The organism is Microbacterium commune, from assembly GCF_014836945.1.
Classification (GTDB): Bacteria; Actinomycetota; Actinomycetes; order Actinomycetales; family Microbacteriaceae; genus Microbacterium; species Microbacterium commune.
In genome coordinates, this window is sequence record NZ_JACSPX010000001.1 from 1,067,798 (window position 1) to 1,091,509 (window position 23,712).

The following is a 23,712-nucleotide window of genomic DNA, read 5'->3' on the forward strand; positions in this document are numbered from 1 at the left end:
CGATCTTCCGGCCCCCTCGCTGAGAGAGGGGGTGATCCGGAATGCTGACCGCAGCGCTGACGCTGCTGGTCGGAATCCTTCTGACGTTGGCGATCATCGCCGCCTGCGGCTTCTTCGTGGCGCAGGAGTTCGCATACATGTCGGTCGACCGCTCGCGGCTGGCGGCGAAGGCGGAGAAGGGCGATGCGCAGGCAAAACGCGTCCTCGCCATCACGAAGCGCACGTCGTTCATGCTGTCGGGCGCCCAGCTGGGCATCACCGTGACCGGTCTGCTGATCGGGTATGTCGCCGAGCCTCTCATCGGCGAGTCCATCGGCACCCTGCTCGGCGGTGTGGGACTCGAGCCCGCGGCATCCGTCGCGATCGGAACGATCGGCGCACTGCTGCTCGCCACGATCGTCACGATGATCTTCGGCGAGCTGTACCCGAAGAATCTCGCCATCGCGAATCCCGAGCCGCTGGCCAGGGCGCTGGCCGTTCCCACCCGCATCTACCTGCTGCTCTTCGGCTGGCTCATCACCGTCTTCGACGTCGCCGCGAACGCGCTGCTGCGCCTGGTGCGCATCGAGCCCCTCGAAGACGTCGACGAGAGCGCAACCGCCCGTGACCTCGAGGCGATCATCGACGAGTCCCGCTCGAGCGGCGACCTGCCCGACGACCTGTCGACCATCATCGACCGCATCCTCGATTTCCCGCATCGGGATGTCGAGCACGCGATGGTTCCGCGGTCGCAGATCGACTCCATCCCGCCGCACACGACGGTGGCCGAAGTGCGGGCCCTGATGGCGACCGGTCACACCCGCTATCCGGTGATCGACGAGGAGAATGCCCCGATCGGCGTCGTCGAGCTCATCGACGTCCTGCGCGGCGGTCACGACGACGACACCCGGGTCGCATCGATCATGAGGGATGCCGTGGTGCTTCCGACCACGATGCCGCTTCCGGCGGCGCTGCACCGGATGCGGCAGACCCGCAACGAGCTCGCCTGCGTCGTCGACGAGTACGGCAACTTCGACGGCATCCTCACCATCGAGGACCTGACCGAGGAGGTCATCGGCGAGCTCTCCGATGAGCACGACCTGCCCTCACCCGGGGTCGTCACCGAGGGCGAGCATCACTGGACTCTGCCAGGCGACGTGCACCTCGACGAAGTCGAGCGATTGATCGGCCACGACCTCACGCACGACGACGACGAGACGATCGCGGGCCTCGTGATCCGCGAGCACGGCGATCTGCCGCCGGAGGGGACGGCGCTGCGCATCGACATCCCCGAGAAGGCGGCCGAGACGATTCAAGGCATCCGGATGCAGCGCTGGCTCGAGGTGCAGGTGATCGAAGTCGCCCGCCTTGTGCCCTCGCGTCTCGCGGTGCGCCTGCGAGAGATCGACCTCGACCTCGACCACGCCTCGACCGACGAGGAGGCCAGGTCATGAGCTGGTGGATGGTGACGATCATCACGGCCGCCCTGATCGTCGCGAGCGCGTTCTTCGTGATCGTGGAGTTCGCGTTGCTGGCCGCCCGCCGGCACCGCCTGGAGGAAGAGGCCGAGCGCAGCGCGTCGGCGCGCGCCGCGCTGCGCAGCGTGAACGAACTCACGGTCATGCTCGCATTCGCCCAGCTGGGCATCACCGCCTGCACGTTCGCGCTGGGTGCGATCACCAAGCCGGCGATCGACTACGCCCTCGCTCCGCTGCTGGAGCGATGGGGGCTGTCGTATATGCTCGCCGACATCATCGCGTTCATGCTCGCGCTGATCGTGGTCACCTTCCTGCATCTGGTGATCGGCGAGATGGCGCCCAAGTCGTGGGCGATCGCCCATCCGGAGACCGCGGCGAAGGCGACCGGCATCACGGCGCGCGCGCTCACCTGGCCGCTTCGTCCCCTCCTTCTGTGGATCAACCGCATCGCGAATCGGCTCGTGAAGGCATCCGGCGTCGAGCCGGTCGAGAAGGCTGCGGCCGGTGGTCAGGATGCCGACACGATCCGCAAGCTGGTCACTCACTCGCAGGCAGCCGGAACGCTCGAGGGCCAGTACTCCGAGCCGATCGCCAGCGTGATCGACCTGAGCGCCCTGCGCGTCGGCGACGTCGTCCGATCCGACCGCTCACCGACCTCCGTTCCCGCGACGGCGACCGTCGCCGAGGTGCAGGCCGTCGCGGCCGAGTCCGGCCATCTGCGCATCCTCGTGGGCGAGGGGCCGTCCTCGCGGGTCGTTCACGTTCGCGACACCCTCTCCGTGCCCGTGCTGACGAGCGCCGATGCCATCGCCCGCGACGCGCTCGTGCTCGCGCCGTCTGCGTCGGCGTACGACGCGCTGGCGCAGATGCGCCGCGATCGCGTGCAGTTGGCGACCGTGGTCGACGGGGGCCGCCTGCTGGGCGTGGTCACCCTCGACGACCTGCTGCGGGAGGTCCTGCCCGCCTGACATGGCTGCGACCGCACCGCACGCTGTCTTCGAAGCGCCTACCGCTTCCCGAAGATGGCGTGCAGCAGCGGCAGCACCGACGCGCACATCAGCCCGACGCCCCACCCCGAGGCGGGCTCGAGCAGCAGCACGCCGCCGATCAGCATCCCGCCGAACAGCACGGCTGAGACGGCGCGGTACGCGACCCGGATGATCCGGTCGAGGCGCAGCTCGAGACTGGAGATGTCGAAGGTCAGCGATCCGGAGTCGAGGCGGTTCAGCGCCGCATCCACGCGGGCGGGCAGCCGCCACAGCGTGGCGGCGTTGGCCATCGTCTGATCGCGCATGTCCTGCATGAGGTTGCCGCTCTCGTCGCGCAGCAGCTTGGTGGCATACGGCTCGACGGGCTCCCAGATGTTGAACGCCGGATCGAGCGCGCTGCACATGCCCGAGGTGAGCGACACCGCACGCAGAAGCAGCAGCAGCTTCTCGGGGAACTGCACGGGCAGCGACCGCACGGTCTCGCCGAACTCCAACCCGAACCGCTGCAGCTCGCGCGGGTCGACGTCGCGCAGTTCGTTGAAGCCCATGCCGCCGAACCGCGCGAACAGCACGGTGAGGGCGCGCTCGAGCTCGACGGTGTTCGTCGAGGGCAGCAGCACGCCGATCTGCTGCGCGGCGACGATCATGCCGTGGCTGTCGCGGGCCGCGACAGCGATGACGAGGGTGCGCAGGCCCGCCCGGATGCCGTCGGGCACCTCAGCCATCATCCCGAAGTCGATGAAGGTCAAGCGCCAGTCGCCGTCGTCGAGGGGTGTCACGAAGACGTTGCCCGGATGCGGGTCGGCGTGCACGAACGAGTGGGTGAAGACCTGGTCGAGCATCACTTGGGCGAACACGTGGGCGACGTCGGCGGGCTCGATCCCGGCCGCGCGCAACGCCGCGGTGTCGCTGATCTTGATCGCCGTGACGTCTTCGAGCGTGAGCACGCGGCGCGTCGAACGCTCCCAGACCACGGCGGGCGCGCCTACTCGGGCATCCGCAGCGAAATCCGACGCGAAGCGCTCGGCGCTGGCCGCCTCGTGCAGGTAGTCGATCTCCTCGTGGCAGGTCGCGGCGAACTCCTCGACGAGCGCGGGCGCATCGACGCGCGACGACACCGCACGCACGCGCGACGCCCAGCGCGACACCCGGCGCAGCGCCGCGAGATCGACCGCGACGATCTCGTCGATGCCGGGGCGCTGCACTTTGACGATCACGCGCTCGAGGCCGGTGTCGGCCGCGTCAGCCGCCGACAGGGTGGCGCGATGCGCCTGGCCGAGGGATGCCGCCGCGACAGGCACCGGGTCGAAGGACGCGAACGCCTGAGCCAGGGGCATCCCGAGTTCCGCCTCGGCAGCTGCACGGATGTCGTCGAACCGCTCGGCGGGCACCTCGTCCTGCAGGTCGGCGAGCTCGGCGGTGATCTCGGGCGGCAGCACGTCGAGGCGCGACGACATGAACTGGCCGACCTTGATCATGAGCCCGCCGAGCTCCACGGCGAGCGCGCGGAACCGCCTGGCTAGCCGCAGCATCCGGGCATCCCGCGTGCGATCGGCGACGCGAGCGAGCCCGAAGCGCGGCAGCACGAGCTCGAACCACCAGATCTGCGCGAACGCGCGTGCCGCGAAGCGCAGGATCCGGCGATAGCGAGCGCGGTGGTAGCGGGTCTCGTGCACTGCCGAGACTCCTTCCCGCGAGATCACCCCTCGGCGAGGATCGCGTACAGCCTACGCCGGGCGTCTTCGAGGATCTCGACGCCCTCCTTCACCTGCTCGGGTGTGCCGGTGCGACCCAGCTGCGCGGCCGCGCTGGCGAGCTCCATCCCCGCCTTCGGCAGGCCGCCGAGGTGGCTCGACCCGCTGCCACCACGCTGACCCGCACCCTCCCAGGGGGCCGGCTTCGCGGCCAGCGCCTCGGATTCGGCGATCCCGGCGTCGGTGAGCGAGTAGGTCTTGCGACCGCCCTGCTCGTCGGCGCTGATGAGACCCTCGTCGGCGAGCAGCTGCAGGGTCGGGTAGACCGAGCCCGCGCTGGGCTTCCACGCCCCGCCCGAGCGCTCGCTGATCTCGCTGATGATCTGGTAGCCGTGCATCGGCCGCTCGGCGAGCAGCGAGATGACCGCCGCGCGCACGTCACCTCGTGCCATGCGCGAGCCGCCGGTGCGCTGCTCGAATCCGCTGCGCAGCTGCTCGACGGCCTCCCACACACCGGCGAGCGGATTGCCCGCACCGTTGCTCGAGCCGAAGTTGAACCCACTGGAGGGGAACGATCCGTTCATGATGACCTCCTGTTGTTGAACGATGCTTAACGATATGTCGTTGAATGTCGTTCGGCAAGAGGTTGTTCACCCGATCAGACCTTGTCGGCTCCGACCCGCTCGGCGGCGAGCTCGGTCAGCTCGGCGGCCGCCTCGCGCAGCGCGCGCACCACCTCGACGACGGTCGCGTCGGTGATCCGCGCCGCAGGACCCGAGACCGACACGGCCGCAGGCTGCCCGAGCCCCTGCACAGAGACGGCGATGCAGCGCACGCCGACCTCCTGCTCGCTGTCGTCGGCGGCGAACCCTCGCCCGCGCGCGCGGCGCAGGTCGGTGATGAACGCCTCTTCGTCGGTGATCGTCTGCGGTGTGAAGCGCGGCAGACCGGTGCGGGTGATCAGTGCGCGCACCTGCCGCTCGGGCATGGTCGACAGCATCGCCTTGCCGACGCCGGTCGAGTGCGGCAGCACGCGGCGACCGATCTCGGTGAACATGCGCATGCGCTGGCGCGACGCGACCTGCCCGGCGTACAGCACGAGGTCACCGTCGAGCACGGCGAAGTTCGCCGTCTCGTGGAACCGGTCCTCGAGCCGGCGCAGCAGCGGCTGGGCGGCATCGGCAAGCGGCGGCACCGCGTGCCTGCCGAGTGAGATCAGGCTGGCGCCGAGTGCGTAGCGGCGGTCTTCGAGCTGACGCACATAGCCGAGGTGGTGCAGCGTGCCGAGCAGCCGGTGCGCCGTCGGCACCGCGAGTCCGGTCCGGCCGGCGATGGATGCCAGCGACGCCTCCCCTCCGGATGCCGACAGCGCCTCGAGAAGCGAGAAGGCGCGCGCCACGGATTGCACGGTTCCCGCCGGGGCCGCGCCGGTCGCCGGGGTGCGTGGGCCTGGGTTTGCAGCTGTTCCCTCCATGAGTTCCATCATATGAAATCGCCGCTCCAAAAGATGCACGGGTGCCTAATCTGGAACTGCACTTCTGGAGGGGAATGACATGACGACCACGCGCCGGATCGTCGCCATCACCTATGCCACGGCGGCACAGGCGGTCGACCTCGCTATGCAGATCGGCGCCGAACGCGGCGTCCGCCCGGTGGTGTCGGTGGCCGACCCGTCGATGACCGTGATCGCCTTCGGCATGGCCGACGGGGCGACGCCGCACAGCGTCGAGACGAGTCGCCGCAAGGCCGCGACCGCGGCATCCACCCGTCGCCGCACCGCCCTCATCCCCGACGCCGTCGCGGTCGCGCTGCCGCTCGGCACGGGTGGCCTGCTCACGACGATCGACGGCGGCCTGCCCATCTACTTCGGCGACGAGCACGCCGGTGGCCTCGGGGTCGCCGGCGGCACGCCCGCGCAGGACGCGGAGATCGCCCTGGAGACCCTGCGCCGCATCGGCGCTCGAACAGAAGGAATGGAACTATGACCTCGCACCTCAGTCGCGCCGATCTCTCGGTCGCTGCTCCCATCGTCGAGTTCGCCGAGGCGGCGCTCGCCGAGAGCGGGCGCGACATCGACGAGTTCTGGGCCGGCGCCAGTGCGATCATCCACGACCTCGGCCCGCGCAATGCCGAGCTGCTGGCGAAGCGCGACGAGCTGCAGCAGAAGATCGACGATTTCCACCGCGCCAACCCCGGCGTGCCCGAGAAGGGCGCGTATCGCGCCCTGCTCACCGACATCGGCTACCTGGTTCCCGAGCCCGAGAACGTGACGGTGACCACCGAGAACGTCGACCCCGAGATCGCCACGATGGCCGGCCCGCAGCTGGTCGTGCCGCTGCTGAACGCCCGCTTCGCGATCAACGCCGCCAACGCCCGCTGGGGTTCGCTGTACGACGCCCTGTACGGCACCGACGCCATCGACCAGACCGGCGACCTCGCACCGGGCGCGGAGTTCAACTTCACCCGTGCCGCCGCGGTCGTCGAGCGCGGCCGCGAGCTGCTCGACCAGATCGCCCCGCTCACCGAGGGCTCGCACCGCGATGCCACCGGGTACGCCGTCGACGCCGACGGCCTGATCGTGCGAACCGCAGACGGCGACCGGCGCATGGCCGACCCGGCCGGCTTCGTCGGATACACCGGCGAGGCGGACGCCCCGACCGCCGTGCTTCTCGTGCACCACGGCCTGCACGCCGAGATCGTCATCGACCGCGCGGGTCGGATCGGCTCGACGGATGCCGCCGGCGTGCAGGACGTCGTCCTCGAATCCGCCATCACGACGATCCTCGACCTGGAGGACTCGGTCGCCGCCGTCGACGGCGAGGACAAGGCCCTCGGCTACCGCAACTGGCGCGCCTTCATGGACGGCTCGATCAGCGAGTCGGTGACCAAGAACGGCCGCACCTTCACCCGCGTGCCCAACGCCGACCGCACCTACACGACGGCGGACGGCGGCGAGATCACCCTGCCCGGTCGCGCGGTGCTGTTCATCCGCAACGTCGGCCACCTCATGCGCACGCCCGCCGTGCTCGACCGCGACGGCGAGGAGGTGTTCGAGGGCATCCTCGACGCCATCATGACCTCCCTGGGCTCGCTGCCCGAGCTCGAGGGCGAGAACAGGGGCACCAACTCGCGCACCGGATCGATGTACGTCGTGAAGCCGAAGATGCACGGCCCCGAAGAGGTCGCGTTCGCCGCCGAGCTGTTCGGTCGCGCCGAGCAGCTGCTGGGTCTGCCTGCGCGCACCATGAAGATCGGCATCATGGACGAGGAGCGCCGCACGTCGGCGAACCTCAAGGCGGCGATCGCTGCGGCATCCGACCGCGTCGCCTTCATCAACACCGGATTCCTCGACCGCACCGGCGACGAGATCCACACGTCCCTGCACGCCGGACCCTTCCTGCCGAAGGCGCTCATCAAGCAGCAGCCGTTCATGAAGGCGTACGAAGACCGCAACGTCTCGATCGGTCTGGAGTGCGGCCTCGGTGGACACGCGCAGATCGGCAAGGGCATGTGGGCAGAGCCCGACCTCATGCACGACATGCTCGAGAAGAAGATCGCGCACCCGCAATCGGGGGCGTCGACCGCGTGGGTGCCCTCGCCCACCGCCGGCACCCTGCACGCGCTGCACTACCACCAGGTCGACCCGATCGCCGTGCGCGCGACGCTCACCCCCACCGGCGACGACGCGCTCGACGGGCTGCTGGTGCCGCCGCTCGCCGGCGAGGGCGACCTCACGCCGGAGGTCGTCGCGCAGGAGATCGACAACAACGTGCAGTCGATCCTCGGCTACGTGGTGCGCTGGATCGACCAGGGCATCGGCGTCTCGAAGGTGCCCGACATCCACGACGTGGGGCTGATGGAGGACCGCGCCACCCTGCGCATCTCGAGCCAGCTGCTGGCCAACTGGCTGACGCACGACGTGATCACCGAAGAGCAGATCGACGACAGCCTGCGTCGCCTCGCCGTCGTGGTCGACGAGCAGAACGCCGGCGACCCGAACTACGAGAAGCTCGCCTTCGCCGAGGGCGAGCAGCCGGGCATCGCGTACACCGCGGCCCGTCGCCTGATCGTCGAGGGCGCCGCGCAGCCCAGCGGATACACCGAGCCGCTGCTGCACGGTCTGCGTCGCGAGAAGAAGGCCGAGCAGGCGCCGGCCTGAGGCCGGTTGGCTCTGGGGTGTGGATGCTGCGGCATCCGCCCCCTTTGTGTCGATTGAGTAGGCGAAGAGCTTCAGACGCGAGCGGATGAACACAACCGTCGCTCCCTGCTTAGAACAAGCGATCTGCGCTTGCGCTCGGTAGCGTCTCATCAGTTGACAGGATCTGCATGAAGCGCTGATTGATGAACAGCCGTTCGCGCCCGACGCGTAGGTCGACCAGAGCGCCAATCGCCTCCAGCGCGTTCAGCCAGTTCGTCGCGGTGGGACGCGAGACGCCGCACCGTCGGACGATGTCGTTGATACGGGCGTACGGGTTCTCGAACAACACATCCAGTAGATCTGCATTGCTCCCGGCCGTGGTTTGCTCACGAATCTCCGTTCGCATGACGTTCTGCAGCGCCTGGATTCGGTCGATCTTCGACAACGTCTGCAACGCCGTCTCTTCGATGCCCCGCAGTACGAAGAGAATCCACTCTTCCCATGCGGCGTCTGCCGTCACCCCCAGCAGGAGGCGGTAGTAAGCACTCTTGTTCCGGATGATGAACCGCGAGAGATAGAGGATCGGCTCGCGTAGAAGATCAGCCTCGACGAGTTGCAGCACATTGAGAATGCGCCCTGTGCGCCCATTGCCGTCCGCGAAAGGGTGGATCGCCTCGAACTGGTAATGGGTGATCGCCATAACCACGAGCGGGTCGATGTCTGCTGTGGTGTGCACGAAGTCGACCCAGTTGTCGAGCTTGCGAAGGATCACGCTCTCGCCGGTAGGTGGAGTGTAGATCGCGCTGCGTGTGTTGGGGTCGCCGATGTATGTACCGGGCAGATCGCGCACACGCATATCGCGACGGTGGATGTTGGTGCACACCTCGATCGCCGTGTTGATCGACAGCGGACGCTTTCGGATCGCTTCCAACCCGCCGAAGAGCGCAGTGCGATAGCGCAACGTCTCCTTGGTCTCTGCTGAAGCCGAGTCCGTTGCCTCCTGAGCGAATCGGAACAACTCGTCTGTCGTCGTGACGATGTTCTCGATCTCAGAACTGGCCTGCGCTTCGAGAAGCGAGATCGAATTCACCAGCACCATGGGGTTCGGCATCCGCTTGGTTGCCTCGTCCATGGCTGCCAAGGCAGCGCGAGCGCGCGTGGTTGCCTTGAGCACCGGCCTTGTCTCGAAGTCGACGCGGGGAGGCAAGAGCGGCAACTCGTTGTACGGAGCGTCGGGTTTCCACGGCATGTGTCAAAGATAGTGACAGATCTCAGTTACGTGCAAAAAATCGGGCCGATTCTTTACACGTCTAACGGATGTGTGATGTCGCTTTACACGTGCTGGAGGCGTGGCGAACCGGCATACAAGATCGCCTGCGAGCGAGCCGCGCGGAGGTAGGCGACCGCGCCAGCGTCGGAGATTCGCGGCCGGGTTCGGCCTGCCTCGGGTCGTTCGCCTACCTCGGATGAGCGGCGAGCGCCTCGGCCGGCGGGATGGCAGACGCGGACGCCGCCGTCAACCCGTGCCCCGCGCCACGGCATCCGCCCGTACTCTCTTCTCATGAGCGAGCTCACCACCCCGACGGGGCGCGAACCGGCGCTGCGCGCCATCCCCCGTGACGACGGATCGGCGCCCCGTGTGCTGGTCTTCGGCGCCACCGGATACATCGGCGGGCGCCTCACCCCGCGACTGCTTAACGCCGGGTACCGCGTGCGCGTGCTGGCGCGCGACGCCACGCGCGCTGAGTCGTTCGCGTGGGGTCGCGACGTCGAGATCGTCGAGGGTGAGGCGCAGGATCGGGATGCCGTGGCCGAGGCCATGCGCGATGTCGACGTCGTCTACTACCTGGTGCACTCGATGACCGGCGGCAAGGACTTCGAAGAGAAGGACACCGCGGCGGCGGAAGCGGTGGCGGATGCCGCGGCCGCGGCCGGCGCGAGCCGGATCGTGTACCTCGGCGGGCTGCATCCGGACGATGCCGAACTGTCACCGCACCTGCGCTCGAGGGTGCGGGTCGGCGAGATCTTCCTCGAGTCGGGTGTGCCGACGCTGGTGCTGCAGGCGGGCGTGGTGATCGGGTCGGGGTCGGCGTCGTTCGAGATGATCCGGCACCTGACCGATGTGCTGCCGTACATGCCCGCGCCGAAGTGGGTGCGCAACCACATCCAGCCGATCTCGATCCGCGATGTCCTGCACTACCTGCTGGGTGCGGCGCGCGTCGACGCGTCGGTGAACACGGCGGCCGACGTCGGCGGCCCCGACGTGCTGCGGTACGGACAGATGATGAACGGCTACGCCCTCGAGGCGGGGCTGCGACAGCGGGCGATCGCGTCGCTGCCGGTGCTGACTCCGCGGCTGGCATCGCACTGGGTCAACCTCGTCACACCAGTGCCGCGATCGATCGCGCGACCGCTGGTCGAATCGCTGCAGAACGAGTGCGTGATGAAGAACCACGCCATCGACGAGCTGATCCCCCGGCCCGAGGGCGGCCTCACCCCGTATCGGCGGGCGGTGGCGATGGCGCTGGGCCGGGTGGATGCCGACGGCGTCGAGACCAGCTGGCAGGATGCCGAGGTCTCGGGCGCGCCGAGCGACCCCCTGCCCAGCGACCCGGATTGGGCAGGGCGCACGGTGTTCACCGATGAGAGATCCGTGCACACCACCGCGCCGGTAGCCGAAGTGTGGCGCGTGATCACGGGGATCGGCGGCGAGAACGGCTGGTACTCGTCGCGGTTCCTCTGGGCCGTGCGCGGGGTCATGGATCGCGTGATCGGCGGGGTGGGCCTGCGGCGGGGTCGGCGCAGCCGCTCGACTCTGCGTCCGGGTGACGCGGTCGACTTCTGGCGCGTCGAGGCGGTGGAGGAGCCGCTCGTGCTCGAGTCGGGCGACGGCTCGCGGGGCGGTCTGCTGCGGTTGCGAGCCGAGATGATCGTGCCGGGTTCGGCTTGGCTCGAGCTGCGGGCTGTTCCGGATGCCGACGGCACCCGCTACGAGCAGCGCGCGGTGTTTTTCCCGCGAGGCTTGCTCGGCCGGTTGTACTGGCTGGCGGTGCTGCCGTTCCACGGCTTCATCTTCACGGGCATGGCCGCCCGCATCACCGCCGAAGCGGAGGGCGGGGTGGCGGCCGCACGCTGACGCGCGGGGGGTGACGCGCGTCAGCGGTGACGCGCGTCGGCGGCCGGAGACACGCCTCACGCGAGCGTAGGCGAACGCGCGGGCGCAGGAGATTTCGGGCGAGATTCATCCTCCCTCGCGTTGTTCGCCTGCGCCGGCGCGGGCTCGCCGACGGGTCGGCGCCCTTGTATTCCGCGCCCCTGGCGCCACCCAACGATTAACGATAGATTCCCATCGTTAATCAACGAGAGGCGTCCGCTATGAACACCGGCACCATCCTTCTGCTGAAAGTCGTGATCGCGCTCGCGCTCGCCGGCTCACTGGTCGTCCAGGTGATGATCGTGCCAGCCGTCTGGCGCGACCTCGAGGGAGAGGAACTGTGGGGACGCATCACCCTCGTCAGCATCGCGACGCTCGGCATCCTGACCATGCAGGTGTTCGCGGTGTGCGTCTGGATGCTGCTGACTCGCGTGCGCCGTGGATCGATCTTCCACCTGTCGTCGTTCCGGTATGTCGACGTGATCGTCGGCACGATCTCGGCCGCCGCGGTGCTGGCGTTCGCGCTGGCCGCGCTGCTCGCGCCGGGCGAGGTCGCCCCGGGAATGGTCGGGCTGATCGGCGGCGCCGGGCTGGTGCTCGCCGGCTTCGCGCTGCTGGTCGTGGTGATGAAGGCACTGCTGCGTCAGGCGATCGAGCGCGAAGACGAGGCGCGCACGCTGCGCGACGAGCTGGGCGAGGTGATCTGAATGGCGGTGATCGTCGACATCGACGTGATGCTCGCCCGCCGCAAGATGGGCGTCGGCGAGCTCGCCGAGCGCATCGGCATCACTCCGACCAACCTTGCGGTGCTGAAGAACGGCCGCGCGAAGGCGGTGCGCTTCACCACGCTGGATGCCCTGTGCCAGGCCCTCGAGTGCCAACCGGGCGATCTGCTGCGCTGGGAGCCGGATGAGGGGTCGGGTTCCTGACCGCAGTCGCGGCCAAACCTGCGCGCTCGCCCGGAACGGCTTGCGGACGGAGGGGGTTTGTCAACGGGCATCCGTCGCCGTTCGCCGGATGCCACGCTGGGCCTTCATCGACCGACAGGAGCCACGATGTCCGATCCCACGCCGTTCCCGACCGACCCGATGAAGGCCGAGGGCACCGACCCCGACATGAGCAAGGATGACGACTCGCGGGAGTCGTCCGACGCCGCCGCTGAAGATCGCCCCGATGACCGCGCGCCGACGCACGACGAGCAGATGCAGGATCGCGCGGCGGCGCAGCAGCAGGACTTCGGCGAGAAGTACACGAACATCGACTGATGGCCGCGTCGCCGGCGCACAGATGGTGCGCCGGCGTCCTCACGACGTGCCGCGGCCCGACTTCTGCTGCAGCCGTTCGATCTGCTCGGATGCCTGGGCCTTATTGAGGTCACCCGGCAGCTGCTCGCCGGCCTCGCGAGCGAGGGTGTCGAGGTAGCTCCGCTGGGGCGCGGTCATCGGCTCATCGCCCGTGACCCAGTCGGACGGATCTTTCGCCGCGGGGTTCTGCGGGTCTTCGGCGCCGAGGGTCTCTTCGGAATCGTGTGTGTCGGACATGCGGGAAGCGTACGCCGGGCCGGCCAGACCGCGCGCGGGATTGACAATCGCGGCGGTGATGGCCAATGTCGGCGCCTGTCGTCACAATGTCTGCAATGAGTGATGATCTGGATGACCGGCTGCGCCGGATCGGGCAGCATCCGTTCCGGGCGCGATTCCACCTGCACGGACGCGACCGTGCGATCGTCGATCTGCGCGGCATCGAGACCGTCCGTCGTCACGCCCGCGAGATCATCGATCAGCGGCTGGCGCCGGCCGAGCCGCGCAACGACGGCAAGCAGACGCCGTACCGCGGGCATCCGGTCTTCGTCGCACAGCACGCGACCGCCACCTGCTGCCGCACCTGCCTGTCGCGCTGGCACGGCATCCCCAAGGGGCACGCGCTCACCGACGGCGAGCGCGAGTACGTCGTCGAGGCGATCAGCCGGTGGATCGTGGCGGAGTACCTGCCGAATATGCCGCCGGCGTGATGCCCTCCGCTCAGCGTCTCGACCTGCGCTGCCGGCCAGCGCGCCTGCACACCTCCCGACTCCGAGATCGCCGATCCCCGGGCATCCGCTCTACTCTGGAACGTCTGCCTCATCCCCCTCTCGAGGCGCCTTCAGGAGCACTCATGTCCACCGCATCCGTCGATGATCCCGCCCGCTACCGGCCGAACCCGTCGGTGCTGACCGCGCTGAAGAGCCCGCGGATGCTGACCCGCGAGGTGCTCGCGGGTCTCGTGGTCGGGCTGGCGCTGATCCCGGAGGCGATCGCGTTCTCGGTGATCGCCGGGGTCGATCCGAAGGTGGGGCTGTTCTCGTCGTTCATCATGGCGGTCGCCATTGCGTTCCTGGGCGGGCGACCGGCGATGGTGACCGCGGCGACGGGTGCCGTGGCGCTGGTGATCGCACCAGTCGCGCCGACGTACGGCATCGACTACTTCATCGCCACGGTGATCCTCGCCGGGGTGTTCCAGGTGATCCTCGGCGTGCTGGGGGTGGCGAAGCTGATGCGGTTCATCCCGCGCAGCGTGATGGTCGGGTTCGTGAACTCGCTGGCGATCTTCGTGTTCAGCTCGCAGTTCCCGCAGCTGATCGACGTGCCGTGGCTGGTATATCCGCTGGTCGCGCTGGGAATCGCGGTGATGATCGTGATGCCGCGCATCACCAGGGTGATCCCCGCGCCGCTCGTCTCGGTGGTGATCGTGACCGGCGTCGTGCTCTCGTTCGCGATCGCCGTGCCGACCGTGGGCGATCAGGGTGAGCTGCCGCGCAGCCTGCCGTCGCTGTTCATCCCGAACGTGCCGCTGACCTGGGAGACGTTCACGATCATCGCGCCGTTCGCGCTCGCGGTGGCGCTGGTCGGACTGATGGAGTCCCTGCTCACCGCGAAGCTGGTCGACGAGATCACCGACACCCACTCGCGCAAGGGCCGCGAGGCGTGGGCGCAGGGCGTCGCGAACATCCTGTCGGGCGCGTTCGGCGGCATGGGCGGATGCGCGGTGATCGGCCAGACGATGATCAACGTGAAGGAGTCGGGTGCACGCACCCGCATCTCGACGTTCTGCGCCGGCGTCTTCCTGTTCCTGCTCGTGGTCGTGTTCGGCGATTTCGTCGCGACGATCCCGATGGCGGCGCTGGTCGCGGTGATGATCATGGTCGCGATCGGAGCTTTCGACTGGCACAGCGTGCGCCCGTCGACTCTCAAGCGGATGCCCAAGAGCGAGACCTTCGTGATGGTCTCGACCGTCGTGCTCGTGCTGCTGACCCACAACCTCGCCGTCGGCGTCGTCGGCGGCGTGCTCGTCGCGTCGGTGCTGTTCGTGCGCCGCGTGGCGCACCTGGTCGACGTGACCCGCGAGGTGTCGGACGGCGTGGCGACCTACCGCGTGACCGGCGAGCTGTTCTTCGCCTCGAGCAACGACCTGACGACGCTGTTCTCGTACTCCGACGATCCCGATCGGGTGGTCATCGATCTCTCCGGATCGCACGTGTGGGACGCGTCGACCGTCGCCGCTCTGGATGCCATCGAGACGAAGTACGCGGCATACGGCAAGACGGTCGAGATCACGGGGATGAATGACGCGAGCGGCACGTTCCACGGGCGCCTGAGCGGCGGGTTCGCGTAGGCCGGATCACTCTCGCTCGAACACCACCGCCCGCACCGGCGCGCCGTCACCCTGCAGCTTGAACGGGAAGAACCCGACCTGCACGCGGGCGGGCAGGTCGGCCAGGCCGCAGATGTTCTCCACGATCAGGCCGTCGCCGCCCAGCACGATCCCGTGCACCGGGAACTCCGCCGATGAACCGCCGGTCTCATCGGGGCTGAGGGTGTCGACGGCGAGCACGCGCATGCCGCGCCGCCACAGCTCGGCCGCAGCATCCGGGTGCAGATGCGGGTGGTCGGTCGCGCGGTCCTGACCGAACCACTGCGCCCAGCCGGTGTCGATGATGACGATCGCGGGAACAGCATCCGGAATCTGCCCCGCAGCGGCGAGATCGTCCCAGCCGTACCGCTGCCGATCCGCCAGCCCCGGAACGCGCAGCACGAGCGCATCGCCGACGAGCTCGTCGAGAGTGACCTCGGCCATGGTGCGGCCACCGGCGACGGTGTGCGCCGGAGCGTCGATGTGGGTGCCGGTGTGCGACCCCATATCGACGCGTTCGACCTGCACACCGTCACGCTCCACGCTCAGCGCCGGGCTGATCGCGACATGCGGGTCGCCGGGGTAGACCATCATCCCGTCGCGGATGGGATGACTCAGGTCGCGCAGCTTCGGCATTCGCTCAGCTCCGCCCCGCCGGCACGGGCTCTTCGGCGAGGTTGCCGACGTGGCCGGCGCCGTCCCGCGATCGCGTGGGCCACGACACGAGCAGGTACAGCACGAACGTGATCACGAACGCCGGGGCGGTCGATCCGAACGGCAGCGGCAGCACGTACGCCCAGACGTAGGCGAGCACCGCGCCGACGACCCACGACCCGACCGCGAGCCAGTTGACGCCGCCCTGGTACCAGTGACGTCCACCGCGGGCGTTGAGGATGTCGCGGTCGTACGAGCCGCGCTTGATGACGTAGTAGTCGACGATCATGATCGCGAAGATCGGTGCGAACAGGGCGCCGATGGTCACCAGGAACGTCGTGAACTGATCGAGCAGGCCGAAGAAGGTCGCGCCCACGATCGAGAGCACGCCCAGCACGAGGGCGGTCGGCAGGAAGCGCATCCGGGTTCCCGGCACCGCGTTCACGACGGTGGTGACCATGCCGTAGACGACCATCGTGTTGGTGGCCATCACCGACAGGAAGATGGCGACGCCGAAGATCCAGCCGAACGGTTCGATGATGGTCACGGGGTCGAAGGCCACCGCGTCGCCGCCGTTGAGCACGACGTAGGCCATCGCGGTCGCGCCGAGGGTCATCGAGATGATCGTCGAGAGCGTATACCCGACGCCCGCACCGACCACGCTGGCCCGGTTGCTGCGACCCAGCCGGTTGATGTCGGCCGAGAGCACGGTCCACGAGATGGCGGTGGCGAGCACGACGTCGAAGACGAGACCGGGCGTGTAGAACGGCTCAGCCGACGCCGCGATCGACGTGAACTCGGCGGGGCTGAACGTCGTGAACGCGGTCACGAAGATGTACGCCGCGATAGCGAGGATCACCACGGCGAACCACGGTTCGACCCTGGCGACGCCGGCGTGGCCGAAGATCGCGAGGATCACCACGATCGTCTGGCAGAGCACGGCGAAGATCACCGGGTTCGAGAAGCCGGTGAAGGTCATCACGACGTAGTCGAGCGCGATGCCGGCGAGCATCGCCTGCACCCAGCTCCACCCCATCAGGATGATGACGTTCGCCGCGACGGCGAGCAGGCTGCCGCGGATGCCGAACGGGCCGCGCGTGAGCGCCATGGTGGGCAGGCCAGTGCGGCGTCCGATGGTGCCGACCGCGACGAGCACCGCGGCACCCGCGATGGTGCCGCCGATGACGAGCAGCAGCACGAGGCCGTAGGAGACGTCGGGAACGAACAGCGTTCCGGTCAGCAGGGTGGTGACCACGAGGTTCGCGGCCAGCCAGATCATCAGCAGACGGCCGGTGGAATACGTGCCGCGAATGGGTCCGGCATCGTCGGATTGGGTCTGCAGCCTCTGCTCGAGGCGGGTATAGAGGGACATCGTAAAGCTCCTTTGCCTTGCGATCGCGTCGTCACGCGGGCGCGTGGATCTGATCAGGGGGTGCCGGTGAGCGGCGAGAGGTGTTCGTGCACGGCGATCAGCTGATCGCCCTGGAGGGTGAAGACGATGGTCTCGCGCTCGCGGTACGACTCGACGCCGTCGGCGGTGCTGACGGTGGTGTCGACGGTGTGCGTGAAGATGCCGCCCCCGTCGAACACCTGCACGCGGCTGTCAGTGGATGCGCACGAGAGCACGCGCCATCCGCTCTCGAGCCACTCGGCCCAGATGTGCTCGTACGCGGCTCGACTGTCGAGGCGGGCGGCCTCGGTGTGGAAGATGAACGTGGCATCCGGCGCGAACGCCGCGAAGTAGCGCTCGGTGTCGGTCGCCGCGAACGCGTCGACGATGGCGGCGGCCGCGTCGGCGACGGATTCGGGCTCGGGTGTGGTCATGATCCTGCCTCCTCCGTGGTGGTCGGCAGCGGCTGCTGCTGCGGGGAGCGCGGGGCCATCGCGCTCAGCAGCTCGTAGACGACGTGGCTGGCCGCCACCGCGGTGAGCTGGGCGTGGTCGTAGGCCGGGGCCACTTCCACGACGTCGGCGCCGACGATGCGGAACCCGGCGAGCGCGCGCAGCATGTGCAACAGCTCGCGGCTGGTCATGCCGCCCGCTTCGGGGGTGCCGGTGCCGGGGGCGTGCGCGGGGTCGAGCACGTCGATGTCGATCGAGATGTAGAGCGGCTTGTCGCCGATGCGGGCGCGCATGCGCTCGATCGCGGATGCCACACCGTGCGTCTCGAGATACTCGCTCGTGATGATGGCGAAGCCCAGCCGCTCGTCGTCTTCGAGGTCGCTCTTGTCGTACAGCGGACCCCGGATGCCGACGTGCATGCTCGCCGCGAGATCGATGAGGCCCTCTTCGGAGGCCCGGCGGAAAGGTGTGCCGTGGGTGGTCGGGGCGCCGAAGTAAGTGTCCCAGGTGTCGAGGTGCGCGTCGAAGTGCAGCACCGCGACCGGCCCGTGCACCGAGGCGACCTCGCGCAGCAGCGGCAGCGCAATGGTGTGGTCGCCGCCGATGATGACGAGGCGGTCGGCCTTGGTGCGCAGAGCCCGCGCGCCGGCTTCGATCTCGGCGACGGCGGCGGAGATGTCGAACGGGTTGGCGACGATGTCGCCGGCGTCGGCGACCTGCTGCGCGGCGAACGGCGAGACGTCCTGTGCGGGGTTGTACGGCCGCAGCAGACGCGAGGCCTCGCGCACGTGCGACGGGCCGAAGCGAGCACCGGGTCGGTAGCTGACACCGCTGTCGAACGGGATGCCGGCGATGGCGACCTCCGCCCGCTCGACCTCGTCGAGGCGGGGCAGGCGCGCGAAGGTGGCGATGCCGGCGAAGCGCGGCACGACGCTGGCGTCGACCGGGCCGCGCGGCGCGGTGGCAGGCGAGGGGGTGGTGTCGGCGGGGAGCTCGTTATCACCCGAAACAGGGTGTTGCATATTTGACAACCTTTGGTACGTTGGAGGCAACCTTTGAGTGACCATACGCGCGTCGCACGGCGTGCGTCAAGAGGACGCCGTCCTGTGTCGAGGAGTGCCCATGCGCGCCATCCACCCGCACGCCGATGCAGTGACCACGCCGATCGGCGCGAAACTGCGCGCGGCGCGCACCAGTCAGGGCATGTCGCTCAGCCAGCTGGCCGCCACGAGTGGCCTGTCGAAGGGCTTCCTCAGCCGGGTCGAGCGCGACGAGACCTCCCCCAGCGTGTCGACCCTCGTGCAGCTGTGTCAGGTGCTCTCGCTGCCGGTCGGTGCGCTGTTTACGGAGCCCGAGATCCAGCACGTCACCTTCGCTGACGCGCCGCGGATCAATCTCGGCGGCATGCACGCCGACGAGCGCCTGCTCTCACCGCGCAGCGAGGAGCGGGTGCAGCTGCTGCGCTCCGAGCTCGAACCGCACGCCCACGGCGGTGCGGAGCTGTACACGATCAACTGCGACGTCGAGGTGCTGCACGTCATCTCGGGCGAGGTGACCGTGCGCTTCGCCGACCGCTCGGTGGCGCTGCGCGCCGGCGACGCGCTGACCTTCCCCGGCCGCGAGCCGCACACGTGGGAGGTCACCGGCGACACGGCAGCCAGCGTCGCCTGGGTGATCGTGCCGGCGCCGTGGAGCGGGTCGGCCTGAGCGGGCACTGTTGGCCCTGAGCCCTACATGGGCCACTGCACCTGACGAAGCCGACTGAGGCGCACCGGGGCCGCCGAGCCAGCCAAAGCGGCTGACCCCGGCTTGGGCGGCCGAGGCTGACGACGCGACTGACCCCACCCCGGGCCACCGAGCCTGACGAAGCGACTGACCCATCCCGAGCCTGCCGACGCGCCACTGACCCCACCCTGGCCACCGAGCCTGACGAATCACCGCTGGCCCCACCTGAACCAGGCACTACAGCTGGCGGATGCGCCGTGACCGCACGACGATCACCGACGCGCACGATCAGGCCGCGATGTCGAAGCGTGCTCTCCCACCCCGGCGAGGCGTGCGGGCGGGGTCGACGTGCGGCGGCGGCACGAACCAGACGGTGTTGCCTTGGCCCGGTGGGTCGATGCGGATGTCCCACCCGTTGTCATGTATCCGGTGGTGACAGGTCTCGCAGAGCAGGACCCCGTTCGCGAGATCGGTAGGTCCGGCGTCGCGTCGCCACCATCGAATGTGATGCGCCTTGGCCATGCCGGGTGGCAGGCCGCACATGGCGCATCCGCCGTCGCGTTCGGCGAGAGCGAGTCGCTGCGCCGGGGTGAACAGTCGACGGCGGCGCCCCCAATCGAGCACTTCGCTGTCTCCGCCGAGCACGCACGGGATGATCCCGCCGTCGGCGGCCATCCGGCGGGCGGCACTGATGCTGATCGGCTGGTCGATCCCGTCGATCGTCGCCGACCCGGTGCCCGCCTGGAGATCCTGCAAGGTCATCCGCACCACCACGGTCGCTCCTGCGAGCGCGGGCGTCTGCGCGGTGCAGCCGAGCATGTGTGATCCGAACAGGCTCAGAGCGTCGGCCTGCAGCATCGGGACGGTACGGCGATCGGCATCCGGCGCATCGGGATCCGGTGCATCCTGTCGGGCCGCGAATGCGGCGGTGACGTATCCGCGGATCGCGGTGATCACCGGGGCGGCACTCTCGGGGTCGAGCAGCGCGTTCAAATGAACCATCCCGTCACGCTCGAACATCGTCAGTGACCGCTTGGCGCGCTGCTCTTCCGCGCGCGGCTCCACTCCGTCCGGGTCCAGCCACGCCTCGGCACGGACGATCAGCTTGCGCACGTCGTCCAAAGACAGCCCGACCGCGGCCTCGGTGAGGATCCGCTCGCCCTCGCTCGTCCGCTCAGGCCCTGCAGCGATACGGCACCGATCGAGCAGGCTGATGATGAGCCCGGCCACCTGCGAACTGACTGCACCGTCAGACAGGGCTTCCCGCACCAGCGGATAGCGCGCGGGAAGCCGATCACCGAGCAGATCCGCCCGCGGAGCCGTCGCCTCCCCAACCTTGATGAGTCGAATCGCATCCCCCGTCGAGACGCCGGTGGTCGCCGCGATGAGTTTCGCCGGCGTGCGGTACCCCTGCTGCTTGGCCAGGCCGCCTGCTCCGAGCTCAGGACGCGACTCGCGAGAGATCCCCGCGGCGACGTCGGCGTGCACGGCATCCAATCGACGCTTCACCATCCCGATAGCGCTGTCGATGGCGATCAACTGCTCACGGGTCAGATCCGTGGCATCTTCCGCATCACCCCACGATCGATCGAGCGACGACATCGCTTCGATCAACGGCGTGAGCTTTGACATGCATTTATAGTACTTCTGTTCGATCAAGAAATCAAGCATTTACCGAAACTTTGTTCGGGTATCCGCGGGCCGCTCTCGTCGGGCGCGGTGCTCAAGAGCTCCCCGCATCCAACGCTCAGCCACGCTGCAAGGCGAGACGCGCCACCGCCCGGATGCGCGGCGTCACCAGGCCGAAGGCACCGGGAGCCGACAGCGCGAGCAGTCCGTCGGTGAGCTCGCGAAGCACCCGATCCGCTTCGCCCCGATCGAACCCCGCGCGGGAACGGCCGGAGTCGTACCAGTCGCCGTACTCGTCGTAGCTTCTCGTCTTGCGCGCCGCGTGCGCCTTCTCGAGGTATCCGGCCAGCTCGTCGTACGACGCGGCGGATCCATCGGCGAGTGCGAGCAGAGCCGCGGCGCGAGAGAAACGGCTCGTGTCGAGCGAGTACGAGTATCTTCTCGCCCCGTTCGTGATCGCGCTGACGACCCGCGGGAAGGCCTCGACCGGATCGGACATCAGCTGCTTCCCGAGTGCGGTGACCACGACCCGTCCTTTCAGCCGCCGGATGAGCCCCGCACGCCGTGCGAACGAGCTGAGCAGATCCGCCGCATCATCGGCATCCCACTCGACGCCGGCGACGACCCTGTCGGTGACGCTGGTCGGCAGCCACCCGCTGGTGGCGTCCTGGTCGGCGCCGTCGGGCCCGACTGCGTCGATCAGGGCGCGCAGCGCGTGGGTCGCCTGGCGCACCGTGTCGATGCCCAGCCGGTTGGCGTCGAGCAGGTCGGTGGCGTCCAGATGAGCCCGAAGGGCGAGCCGCCGCACCGGCGTCAGCGGTGCGAGCAGATCAGCGATCAGCGAGCCCGCGGAGGTGTCGTCGGGAATGGCGCGCAGGGACTCCGAGCGGACGAACGGCACGACGATGCCGAAGCGACGGACGAGCTCGCGGTTGGCTTGATCCAGATCCAGCGGCTGTGCGCTCGTCTGCCAGTCCTTCGAGGGCCGCGGCGAACTGTCGACGCCGGCACCCACGATCGACACGCTCGCGTCTCCCGCCTGCCGACCGGACGCGCGCTCAACGGTGATGTCGAGTTCGAACGGAAACGACGGCACCCGCACCGCTGCCTCGGCGAGTGCAGTTGGATCATCGTCGAAGAAGTCGTCATCGGCGTAGCGCACGGCACGGGCCGCGAACGGCGCGGACCACTCGTCTCGAAGCACCCAGCTCTCGCCGCAGTAGACGTCCGGGTGGCGATACCTGAGTGCGGCGACCTCCTCGTCGCACGCTTCGATACCGACACTGAGCAGGTAGGCCTCCCACAGCCATGTCTCAGGCGAGTGCTTCGGAAGCTCGATCGTCCTGTCCCACTCGGGGCGACCCGGCACCGACACCTCGACGCGCACGGACGACGGAACGACCAGGTGCTCGCGATAGTTCATGCAGGCGACGATAGGCATCCGCCCCGACGCTCACCGCTCCGCATCCCGGCACCTGTGGAGTACCTCTCAGCATCGGCCATTGTGCAGAATGACCGGCCTCGATGCGAGAGCCGTCAGCGCGCCTGATACTCGGCGCGCCGCGCCTCGCGGTTCGGCGGGCCCCCTGCTCCAGACGGGCGAACAGCCATACCGGGTAGCGGAACAGGATCGTCACCGACTTCTGCGTCACCCGACGGTCGTCGGTCAGCAGCTGCACACCATGATCGACCGACCACACCGCGGCGGTCACACCGTCGGCTTTCACGACCCACGACCAACCGGCCACTCGCACATCCGGCGACACCTGCTCGATGATCGCGCTCAGTCGCGTGCCACGCCGCACGCGCACCACCGCGGCATGCGAGACGACATCGTCGCCGGCGGCGACGCTCTCACGATCGACATGCACCTCGACAGATGAACCGAGCACGGCCTCGAGCCTAACTCGCGGCGCGCACGGTTCACCCGGCGCGCCTCTCCGTCACGGTCGCCTGGCCCACGGCATCCGCCGGGTCGAGCGTCAGCCCGATGTCGACCAGCACGATCCGCCCGCTCAGCCGCGGGCCCTCGCCGCGGGCGAGGCCGGCCTTGACCGCGCCGAACGTGACCGTCGTCGCCGCGGCGAGCACGGCGTCGTCGGCAGCGCCGGTGTCGGCGTCGAGTCCGCTGGGCAGGTCGACGGCGATGACGACGGCGGATGCCGACAGCAGCGCGGTCACCGCGTCGCGGCCCTGCCCGCGCAGGGCACCGTGCGCGCCGATGCCGAGGATGCCGTCGACGATCACGTCGTAGGCGGAAGGATCGAGTTCGTCGAGACGGATGCTGCGCGCGCCGGCATCCATCGCCGCCTGCAGCGCCTCTGTGTGCACCCGGTCGGAGGTGCGCAGGATGTCGACGGGAACCCCGCGTGCGGCGATGTCGGCAGCGGCGAACAGCGCGTCGCCGCCGTTGTCGCCCGGGCCGGCGAGCACCAGCACCCGTTCGGGGCTCTGCTCAGCGATCACCTCGGCGAGGGCGGCAGCTGCACGGCGCATGAGCGGGACACCGGCCGCGAGCAGCGGCGCCTCCGCCGCGCGCACCTGCGCGGCGGTGAAGGTGGGGACGGTCGGGGCCATGTCGTCACCCCGCCGTACCGTCGACCTGCGACTCAAGCTCTCTCAGCCGCCGCAGCTTCGCCCACGGGTAGAAGGCGATCCACATGATCGAAGCGATCGAACCGCCCATGATCATCGATGCGATATCCATGACCGCGACTGTACGCGTGGTCCGCCAGAGGCATCGTAAGACTTCACAGGCGAT

At 68.8% G+C, this 23,712-nt stretch carries 24 protein-coding genes; 11 read left to right on the forward strand and 13 right to left on the reverse strand.

Annotated elements, in window-relative coordinates; translation table 11 throughout:
• Positions 1 to 41: 41 nt before the first annotated feature.
• The gene (locus H9633_RS04915; protein ID WP_191712295.1) at positions 42 to 1,433 is read left to right on the forward strand and encodes a hemolysin family protein; all 1,392 of its coding nucleotides are present in this window, start codon (positions 42 to 44) and stop codon (positions 1,431 to 1,433) included.
• Positions 1,430 to 2,425, forward strand: coding sequence for a CNNM domain-containing protein (locus tag H9633_RS04920; protein WP_191712296.1), 996 nt, complete (start codon positions 1,430 to 1,432; stop codon positions 2,423 to 2,425). Before H9633_RS04915 ends, H9633_RS04920 begins: the two co-directional genes overlap by 4 nt.
• A 38-nt stretch (positions 2,426 to 2,463) precedes the next feature.
• Here the strand turns inward: H9633_RS04920 and H9633_RS04925 are convergent, their stop codons facing one another.
• The 3 genes from H9633_RS04925 to H9633_RS04935 all read right to left on the reverse strand — a co-directional run bounded on the left by H9633_RS04925 (position 2,464) and on the right by H9633_RS04935 (position 5,539).
• Complete coding sequence (locus tag H9633_RS04925; protein WP_318247199.1) at positions 2,464 to 4,122, reverse strand: ABC1 kinase family protein; 1,659 nt, start codon at positions 4,120 to 4,122, stop codon at positions 2,464 to 2,466.
• Positions 4,123 to 4,145: 23 nt separating this feature from the next.
• Positions 4,146 to 4,724, reverse strand: a complete 579-nt coding sequence (locus H9633_RS04930; protein WP_191712298.1) for a PadR family transcriptional regulator — start codon at positions 4,722 to 4,724, stop codon at positions 4,146 to 4,148.
• 74 nt (positions 4,725 to 4,798) lie between these two features.
• Positions 4,799 to 5,539, reverse strand: coding sequence for an IclR family transcriptional regulator (locus H9633_RS04935; RefSeq protein WP_318247200.1), 741 nt, complete (start codon positions 5,537 to 5,539; stop codon positions 4,799 to 4,801).
• Between the two features lie 154 nt (positions 5,540 to 5,693).
• Between H9633_RS04935 and H9633_RS04940 the strand changes: the two genes are divergently transcribed.
• Both H9633_RS04940 and H9633_RS04945 read left to right on the forward strand, forming a co-directional pair.
• On the forward strand, positions 5,694 to 6,125 hold the full coding sequence (locus H9633_RS04940) for a GlcG/HbpS family heme-binding protein (RefSeq protein WP_191712300.1): 432 nt from the start codon (positions 5,694 to 5,696) through the stop codon (positions 6,123 to 6,125).
• Positions 6,122 to 8,299, forward strand: coding sequence for a malate synthase G (locus tag H9633_RS04945; RefSeq protein WP_191712301.1), 2,178 nt, complete (start codon positions 6,122 to 6,124; stop codon positions 8,297 to 8,299). Before H9633_RS04940 ends, H9633_RS04945 begins: the two co-directional genes overlap by 4 nt.
• Before the next feature lie 109 nt (positions 8,300 to 8,408).
• Here the strand turns inward: H9633_RS04945 and H9633_RS04950 are convergent, their stop codons facing one another.
• Positions 8,409 to 9,527, reverse strand: coding sequence for a Fic family protein (locus H9633_RS04950; RefSeq protein ID WP_191712302.1), 1,119 nt, complete (start codon positions 9,525 to 9,527; stop codon positions 8,409 to 8,411).
• A gap of 312 nt (positions 9,528 to 9,839) precedes the next feature.
• Between H9633_RS04950 and H9633_RS04955 the strand changes: the two genes are divergently transcribed.
• The 4 genes from H9633_RS04955 to H9633_RS04970 all read left to right on the forward strand — a co-directional run bounded on the left by H9633_RS04955 (position 9,840) and on the right by H9633_RS04970 (position 12,697).
• Positions 9,840 to 11,414 (forward strand): SDR family oxidoreductase, encoded by a 1,575-nt coding sequence (locus H9633_RS04955; protein WP_191712303.1) that lies wholly within the window; start codon positions 9,840 to 9,842, stop codon positions 11,412 to 11,414.
• Between the two features lie 239 nt (positions 11,415 to 11,653).
• Positions 11,654 to 12,139 (forward strand): DUF2975 domain-containing protein, encoded by a 486-nt coding sequence (locus H9633_RS04960; RefSeq protein WP_191712304.1) that lies wholly within the window; start codon positions 11,654 to 11,656, stop codon positions 12,137 to 12,139.
• The gene (locus H9633_RS04965; protein ID WP_191712305.1) at positions 12,140 to 12,361 is read left to right on the forward strand and encodes a helix-turn-helix domain-containing protein; all 222 of its coding nucleotides are present in this window, start codon (positions 12,140 to 12,142) and stop codon (positions 12,359 to 12,361) included.
• Positions 12,362 to 12,487: 126 nt separating this feature from the next.
• Complete coding sequence (locus tag H9633_RS04970) at positions 12,488 to 12,697, forward strand: hypothetical protein (protein WP_191712306.1); 210 nt, start codon at positions 12,488 to 12,490, stop codon at positions 12,695 to 12,697.
• 39 nt (positions 12,698 to 12,736) lie between these two features.
• Here the strand turns inward: H9633_RS04970 and H9633_RS04975 are convergent, their stop codons facing one another.
• Complete coding sequence (locus H9633_RS04975) at positions 12,737 to 12,973, reverse strand: DUF3072 domain-containing protein (protein ID WP_191712307.1); 237 nt, start codon at positions 12,971 to 12,973, stop codon at positions 12,737 to 12,739.
• 95 nt (positions 12,974 to 13,068) lie between these two features.
• Here H9633_RS04975 and H9633_RS04980 point away from each other — a divergent pair, with 95 nt between their 5' ends.
• Positions 13,069 to 13,443 carry a DUF4186 domain-containing protein gene (locus H9633_RS04980; protein WP_191712308.1) on the forward strand — a complete coding sequence of 125 codons (375 nt, stop codon included), beginning with the start codon at positions 13,069 to 13,071 and terminating at the stop codon, positions 13,441 to 13,443.
• A gap of 143 nt (positions 13,444 to 13,586) precedes the next feature.
• Positions 13,587 to 15,083 (forward strand): SulP family inorganic anion transporter, encoded by a 1,497-nt coding sequence (locus H9633_RS04985; RefSeq protein ID WP_191712309.1) that lies wholly within the window; start codon positions 13,587 to 13,589, stop codon positions 15,081 to 15,083.
• Between the two features lie 6 nt (positions 15,084 to 15,089).
• Here H9633_RS04985 and H9633_RS04990 read toward each other — a convergent pair whose 3' ends face one another.
• The 4 genes from H9633_RS04990 to speB are packed head-to-tail and all read right to left on the reverse strand — an operon-like array spanning position 15,090 to position 18,619.
• Entirely contained in the window at positions 15,090 to 15,737 is a 648-nt protein-coding gene (locus tag H9633_RS04990) for a cyclase family protein (protein WP_191712310.1), read from the reverse strand.
• A 4-nt stretch (positions 15,738 to 15,741) separates the two neighbouring features.
• Positions 15,742 to 17,127 carry a purine-cytosine permease family protein gene (locus H9633_RS04995; RefSeq protein WP_191712311.1) on the reverse strand — a complete coding sequence of 462 codons (1,386 nt, stop codon included), beginning with the start codon at positions 17,125 to 17,127 and terminating at the stop codon, positions 15,742 to 15,744.
• 53 nt (positions 17,128 to 17,180) lie between these two features.
• Positions 17,181 to 17,579, reverse strand: a complete 399-nt coding sequence (locus H9633_RS05000) for a YybH family protein (protein WP_191712312.1) — start codon at positions 17,577 to 17,579, stop codon at positions 17,181 to 17,183.
• The gene (gene speB, locus H9633_RS05005) at positions 17,576 to 18,619 is read right to left on the reverse strand and encodes an agmatinase (protein WP_191712313.1); all 1,044 of its coding nucleotides are present in this window, start codon (positions 18,617 to 18,619) and stop codon (positions 17,576 to 17,578) included. Before speB ends, H9633_RS05000 begins: the two co-directional genes overlap by 4 nt.
• Positions 18,620 to 18,719: 100 nt before the next feature.
• On the opposite strand from speB, the gene H9633_RS05010 reads away from it, so the two are divergent.
• The gene (locus H9633_RS05010; RefSeq protein WP_191712314.1) at positions 18,720 to 19,304 is read left to right on the forward strand and encodes a helix-turn-helix domain-containing protein; all 585 of its coding nucleotides are present in this window, start codon (positions 18,720 to 18,722) and stop codon (positions 19,302 to 19,304) included.
• Positions 19,305 to 19,610: 306 nt separating this feature from the next.
• Here the strand turns inward: H9633_RS05010 and H9633_RS05015 are convergent, their stop codons facing one another.
• From H9633_RS05015 to H9633_RS13130, 4 genes are all read right to left on the reverse strand, one after another.
• A complete protein-coding gene (locus H9633_RS05015) occupies positions 19,611 to 20,954 on the reverse strand; it encodes an HNH endonuclease signature motif containing protein (protein ID WP_191712315.1) in 1,344 nt (447 codons plus the stop codon).
• Between the two features lie 115 nt (positions 20,955 to 21,069).
• Positions 21,070 to 22,374 (reverse strand): hypothetical protein, encoded by a 1,305-nt coding sequence (locus H9633_RS05020; RefSeq protein WP_191712316.1) that lies wholly within the window; start codon positions 22,372 to 22,374, stop codon positions 21,070 to 21,072.
• Between the two features lie 500 nt (positions 22,375 to 22,874).
• Positions 22,875 to 23,528, reverse strand: a complete 654-nt coding sequence (locus H9633_RS05025; RefSeq protein ID WP_191712317.1) for an NAD(P)H-hydrate epimerase — start codon at positions 23,526 to 23,528, stop codon at positions 22,875 to 22,877.
• 4 nt (positions 23,529 to 23,532) lie between these two features.
• On the reverse strand, positions 23,533 to 23,658 hold the full coding sequence (locus H9633_RS13130; protein ID WP_256221027.1) for a hypothetical protein: 126 nt from the start codon (positions 23,656 to 23,658) through the stop codon (positions 23,533 to 23,535).
• Positions 23,659 to 23,712 lie beyond the last annotated feature (54 nt).

Excerpts from the sequence above, each read along its gene's own strand:
- H9633_RS04915 (WP_191712295.1), top strand. The coding sequence starts at position 42 with ATGCTGACCGCAGCGCTGACGCTGCTGGTCGGAATCCTTCTGACGTTG.
- H9633_RS04920 (WP_191712296.1), top strand. The coding sequence starts at position 1,430 with ATGAGCTGGTGGATGGTGACGATCATCACGGCCGCCCTGATCGTCGCG.
- H9633_RS04930 (WP_191712298.1), bottom strand. The coding sequence starts at position 4,724 with ATGAACGGATCGTTCCCCTCCAGTGGGTTCAACTTCGGCTCGAGCAAC.
- H9633_RS04940 (WP_191712300.1), top strand. The coding sequence starts at position 5,694 with ATGACGACCACGCGCCGGATCGTCGCCATCACCTATGCCACGGCGGCA.
- H9633_RS04945 (WP_191712301.1), top strand. The coding sequence starts at position 6,122 with ATGACCTCGCACCTCAGTCGCGCCGATCTCTCGGTCGCTGCTCCCATC.
- H9633_RS04950 (WP_191712302.1), bottom strand. The coding sequence starts at position 9,527 with ATGCCGTGGAAACCCGACGCTCCGTACAACGAGTTGCCGCTCTTGCCT.
- H9633_RS04955 (WP_191712303.1), top strand. The coding sequence starts at position 9,840 with ATGAGCGAGCTCACCACCCCGACGGGGCGCGAACCGGCGCTGCGCGCC.
- H9633_RS04960 (WP_191712304.1), top strand. The coding sequence starts at position 11,654 with ATGAACACCGGCACCATCCTTCTGCTGAAAGTCGTGATCGCGCTCGCG.
- H9633_RS04965 (WP_191712305.1), top strand. The coding sequence starts at position 12,140 with ATGGCGGTGATCGTCGACATCGACGTGATGCTCGCCCGCCGCAAGATG.
- H9633_RS04970 (WP_191712306.1), top strand. The coding sequence starts at position 12,488 with ATGTCCGATCCCACGCCGTTCCCGACCGACCCGATGAAGGCCGAGGGC.
- H9633_RS04975 (WP_191712307.1), bottom strand. The coding sequence starts at position 12,973 with ATGTCCGACACACACGATTCCGAAGAGACCCTCGGCGCCGAAGACCCG.
- H9633_RS04980 (WP_191712308.1), top strand. The coding sequence starts at position 13,069 with ATGAGTGATGATCTGGATGACCGGCTGCGCCGGATCGGGCAGCATCCG.
- H9633_RS04985 (WP_191712309.1), top strand. The coding sequence starts at position 13,587 with ATGTCCACCGCATCCGTCGATGATCCCGCCCGCTACCGGCCGAACCCG.
- H9633_RS04990 (WP_191712310.1), bottom strand. The coding sequence starts at position 15,737 with ATGCCGAAGCTGCGCGACCTGAGTCATCCCATCCGCGACGGGATGATG.
- H9633_RS04995 (WP_191712311.1), bottom strand. The coding sequence starts at position 17,127 with ATGTCCCTCTATACCCGCCTCGAGCAGAGGCTGCAGACCCAATCCGAC.
- H9633_RS05000 (WP_191712312.1), bottom strand. The coding sequence starts at position 17,579 with ATGACCACACCCGAGCCCGAATCCGTCGCCGACGCGGCCGCCGCCATC.
- speB (WP_191712313.1), bottom strand. The coding sequence starts at position 18,619 with ATGCAACACCCTGTTTCGGGTGATAACGAGCTCCCCGCCGACACCACC.
- H9633_RS05010 (WP_191712314.1), top strand. The coding sequence starts at position 18,720 with ATGCGCGCCATCCACCCGCACGCCGATGCAGTGACCACGCCGATCGGC.
- H9633_RS05015 (WP_191712315.1), bottom strand. The coding sequence starts at position 20,954 with ATGTCAAAGCTCACGCCGTTGATCGAAGCGATGTCGTCGCTCGATCGA.
- H9633_RS05020 (WP_191712316.1), bottom strand. The coding sequence starts at position 22,374 with ATGAACTATCGCGAGCACCTGGTCGTTCCGTCGTCCGTGCGCGTCGAG.
- H9633_RS05025 (WP_191712317.1), bottom strand. The coding sequence starts at position 23,528 with ATGGCCCCGACCGTCCCCACCTTCACCGCCGCGCAGGTGCGCGCGGCG.
- H9633_RS13130 (WP_256221027.1), bottom strand. The coding sequence starts at position 23,658 with ATGGATATCGCATCGATGATCATGGGCGGTTCGATCGCTTCGATCATG.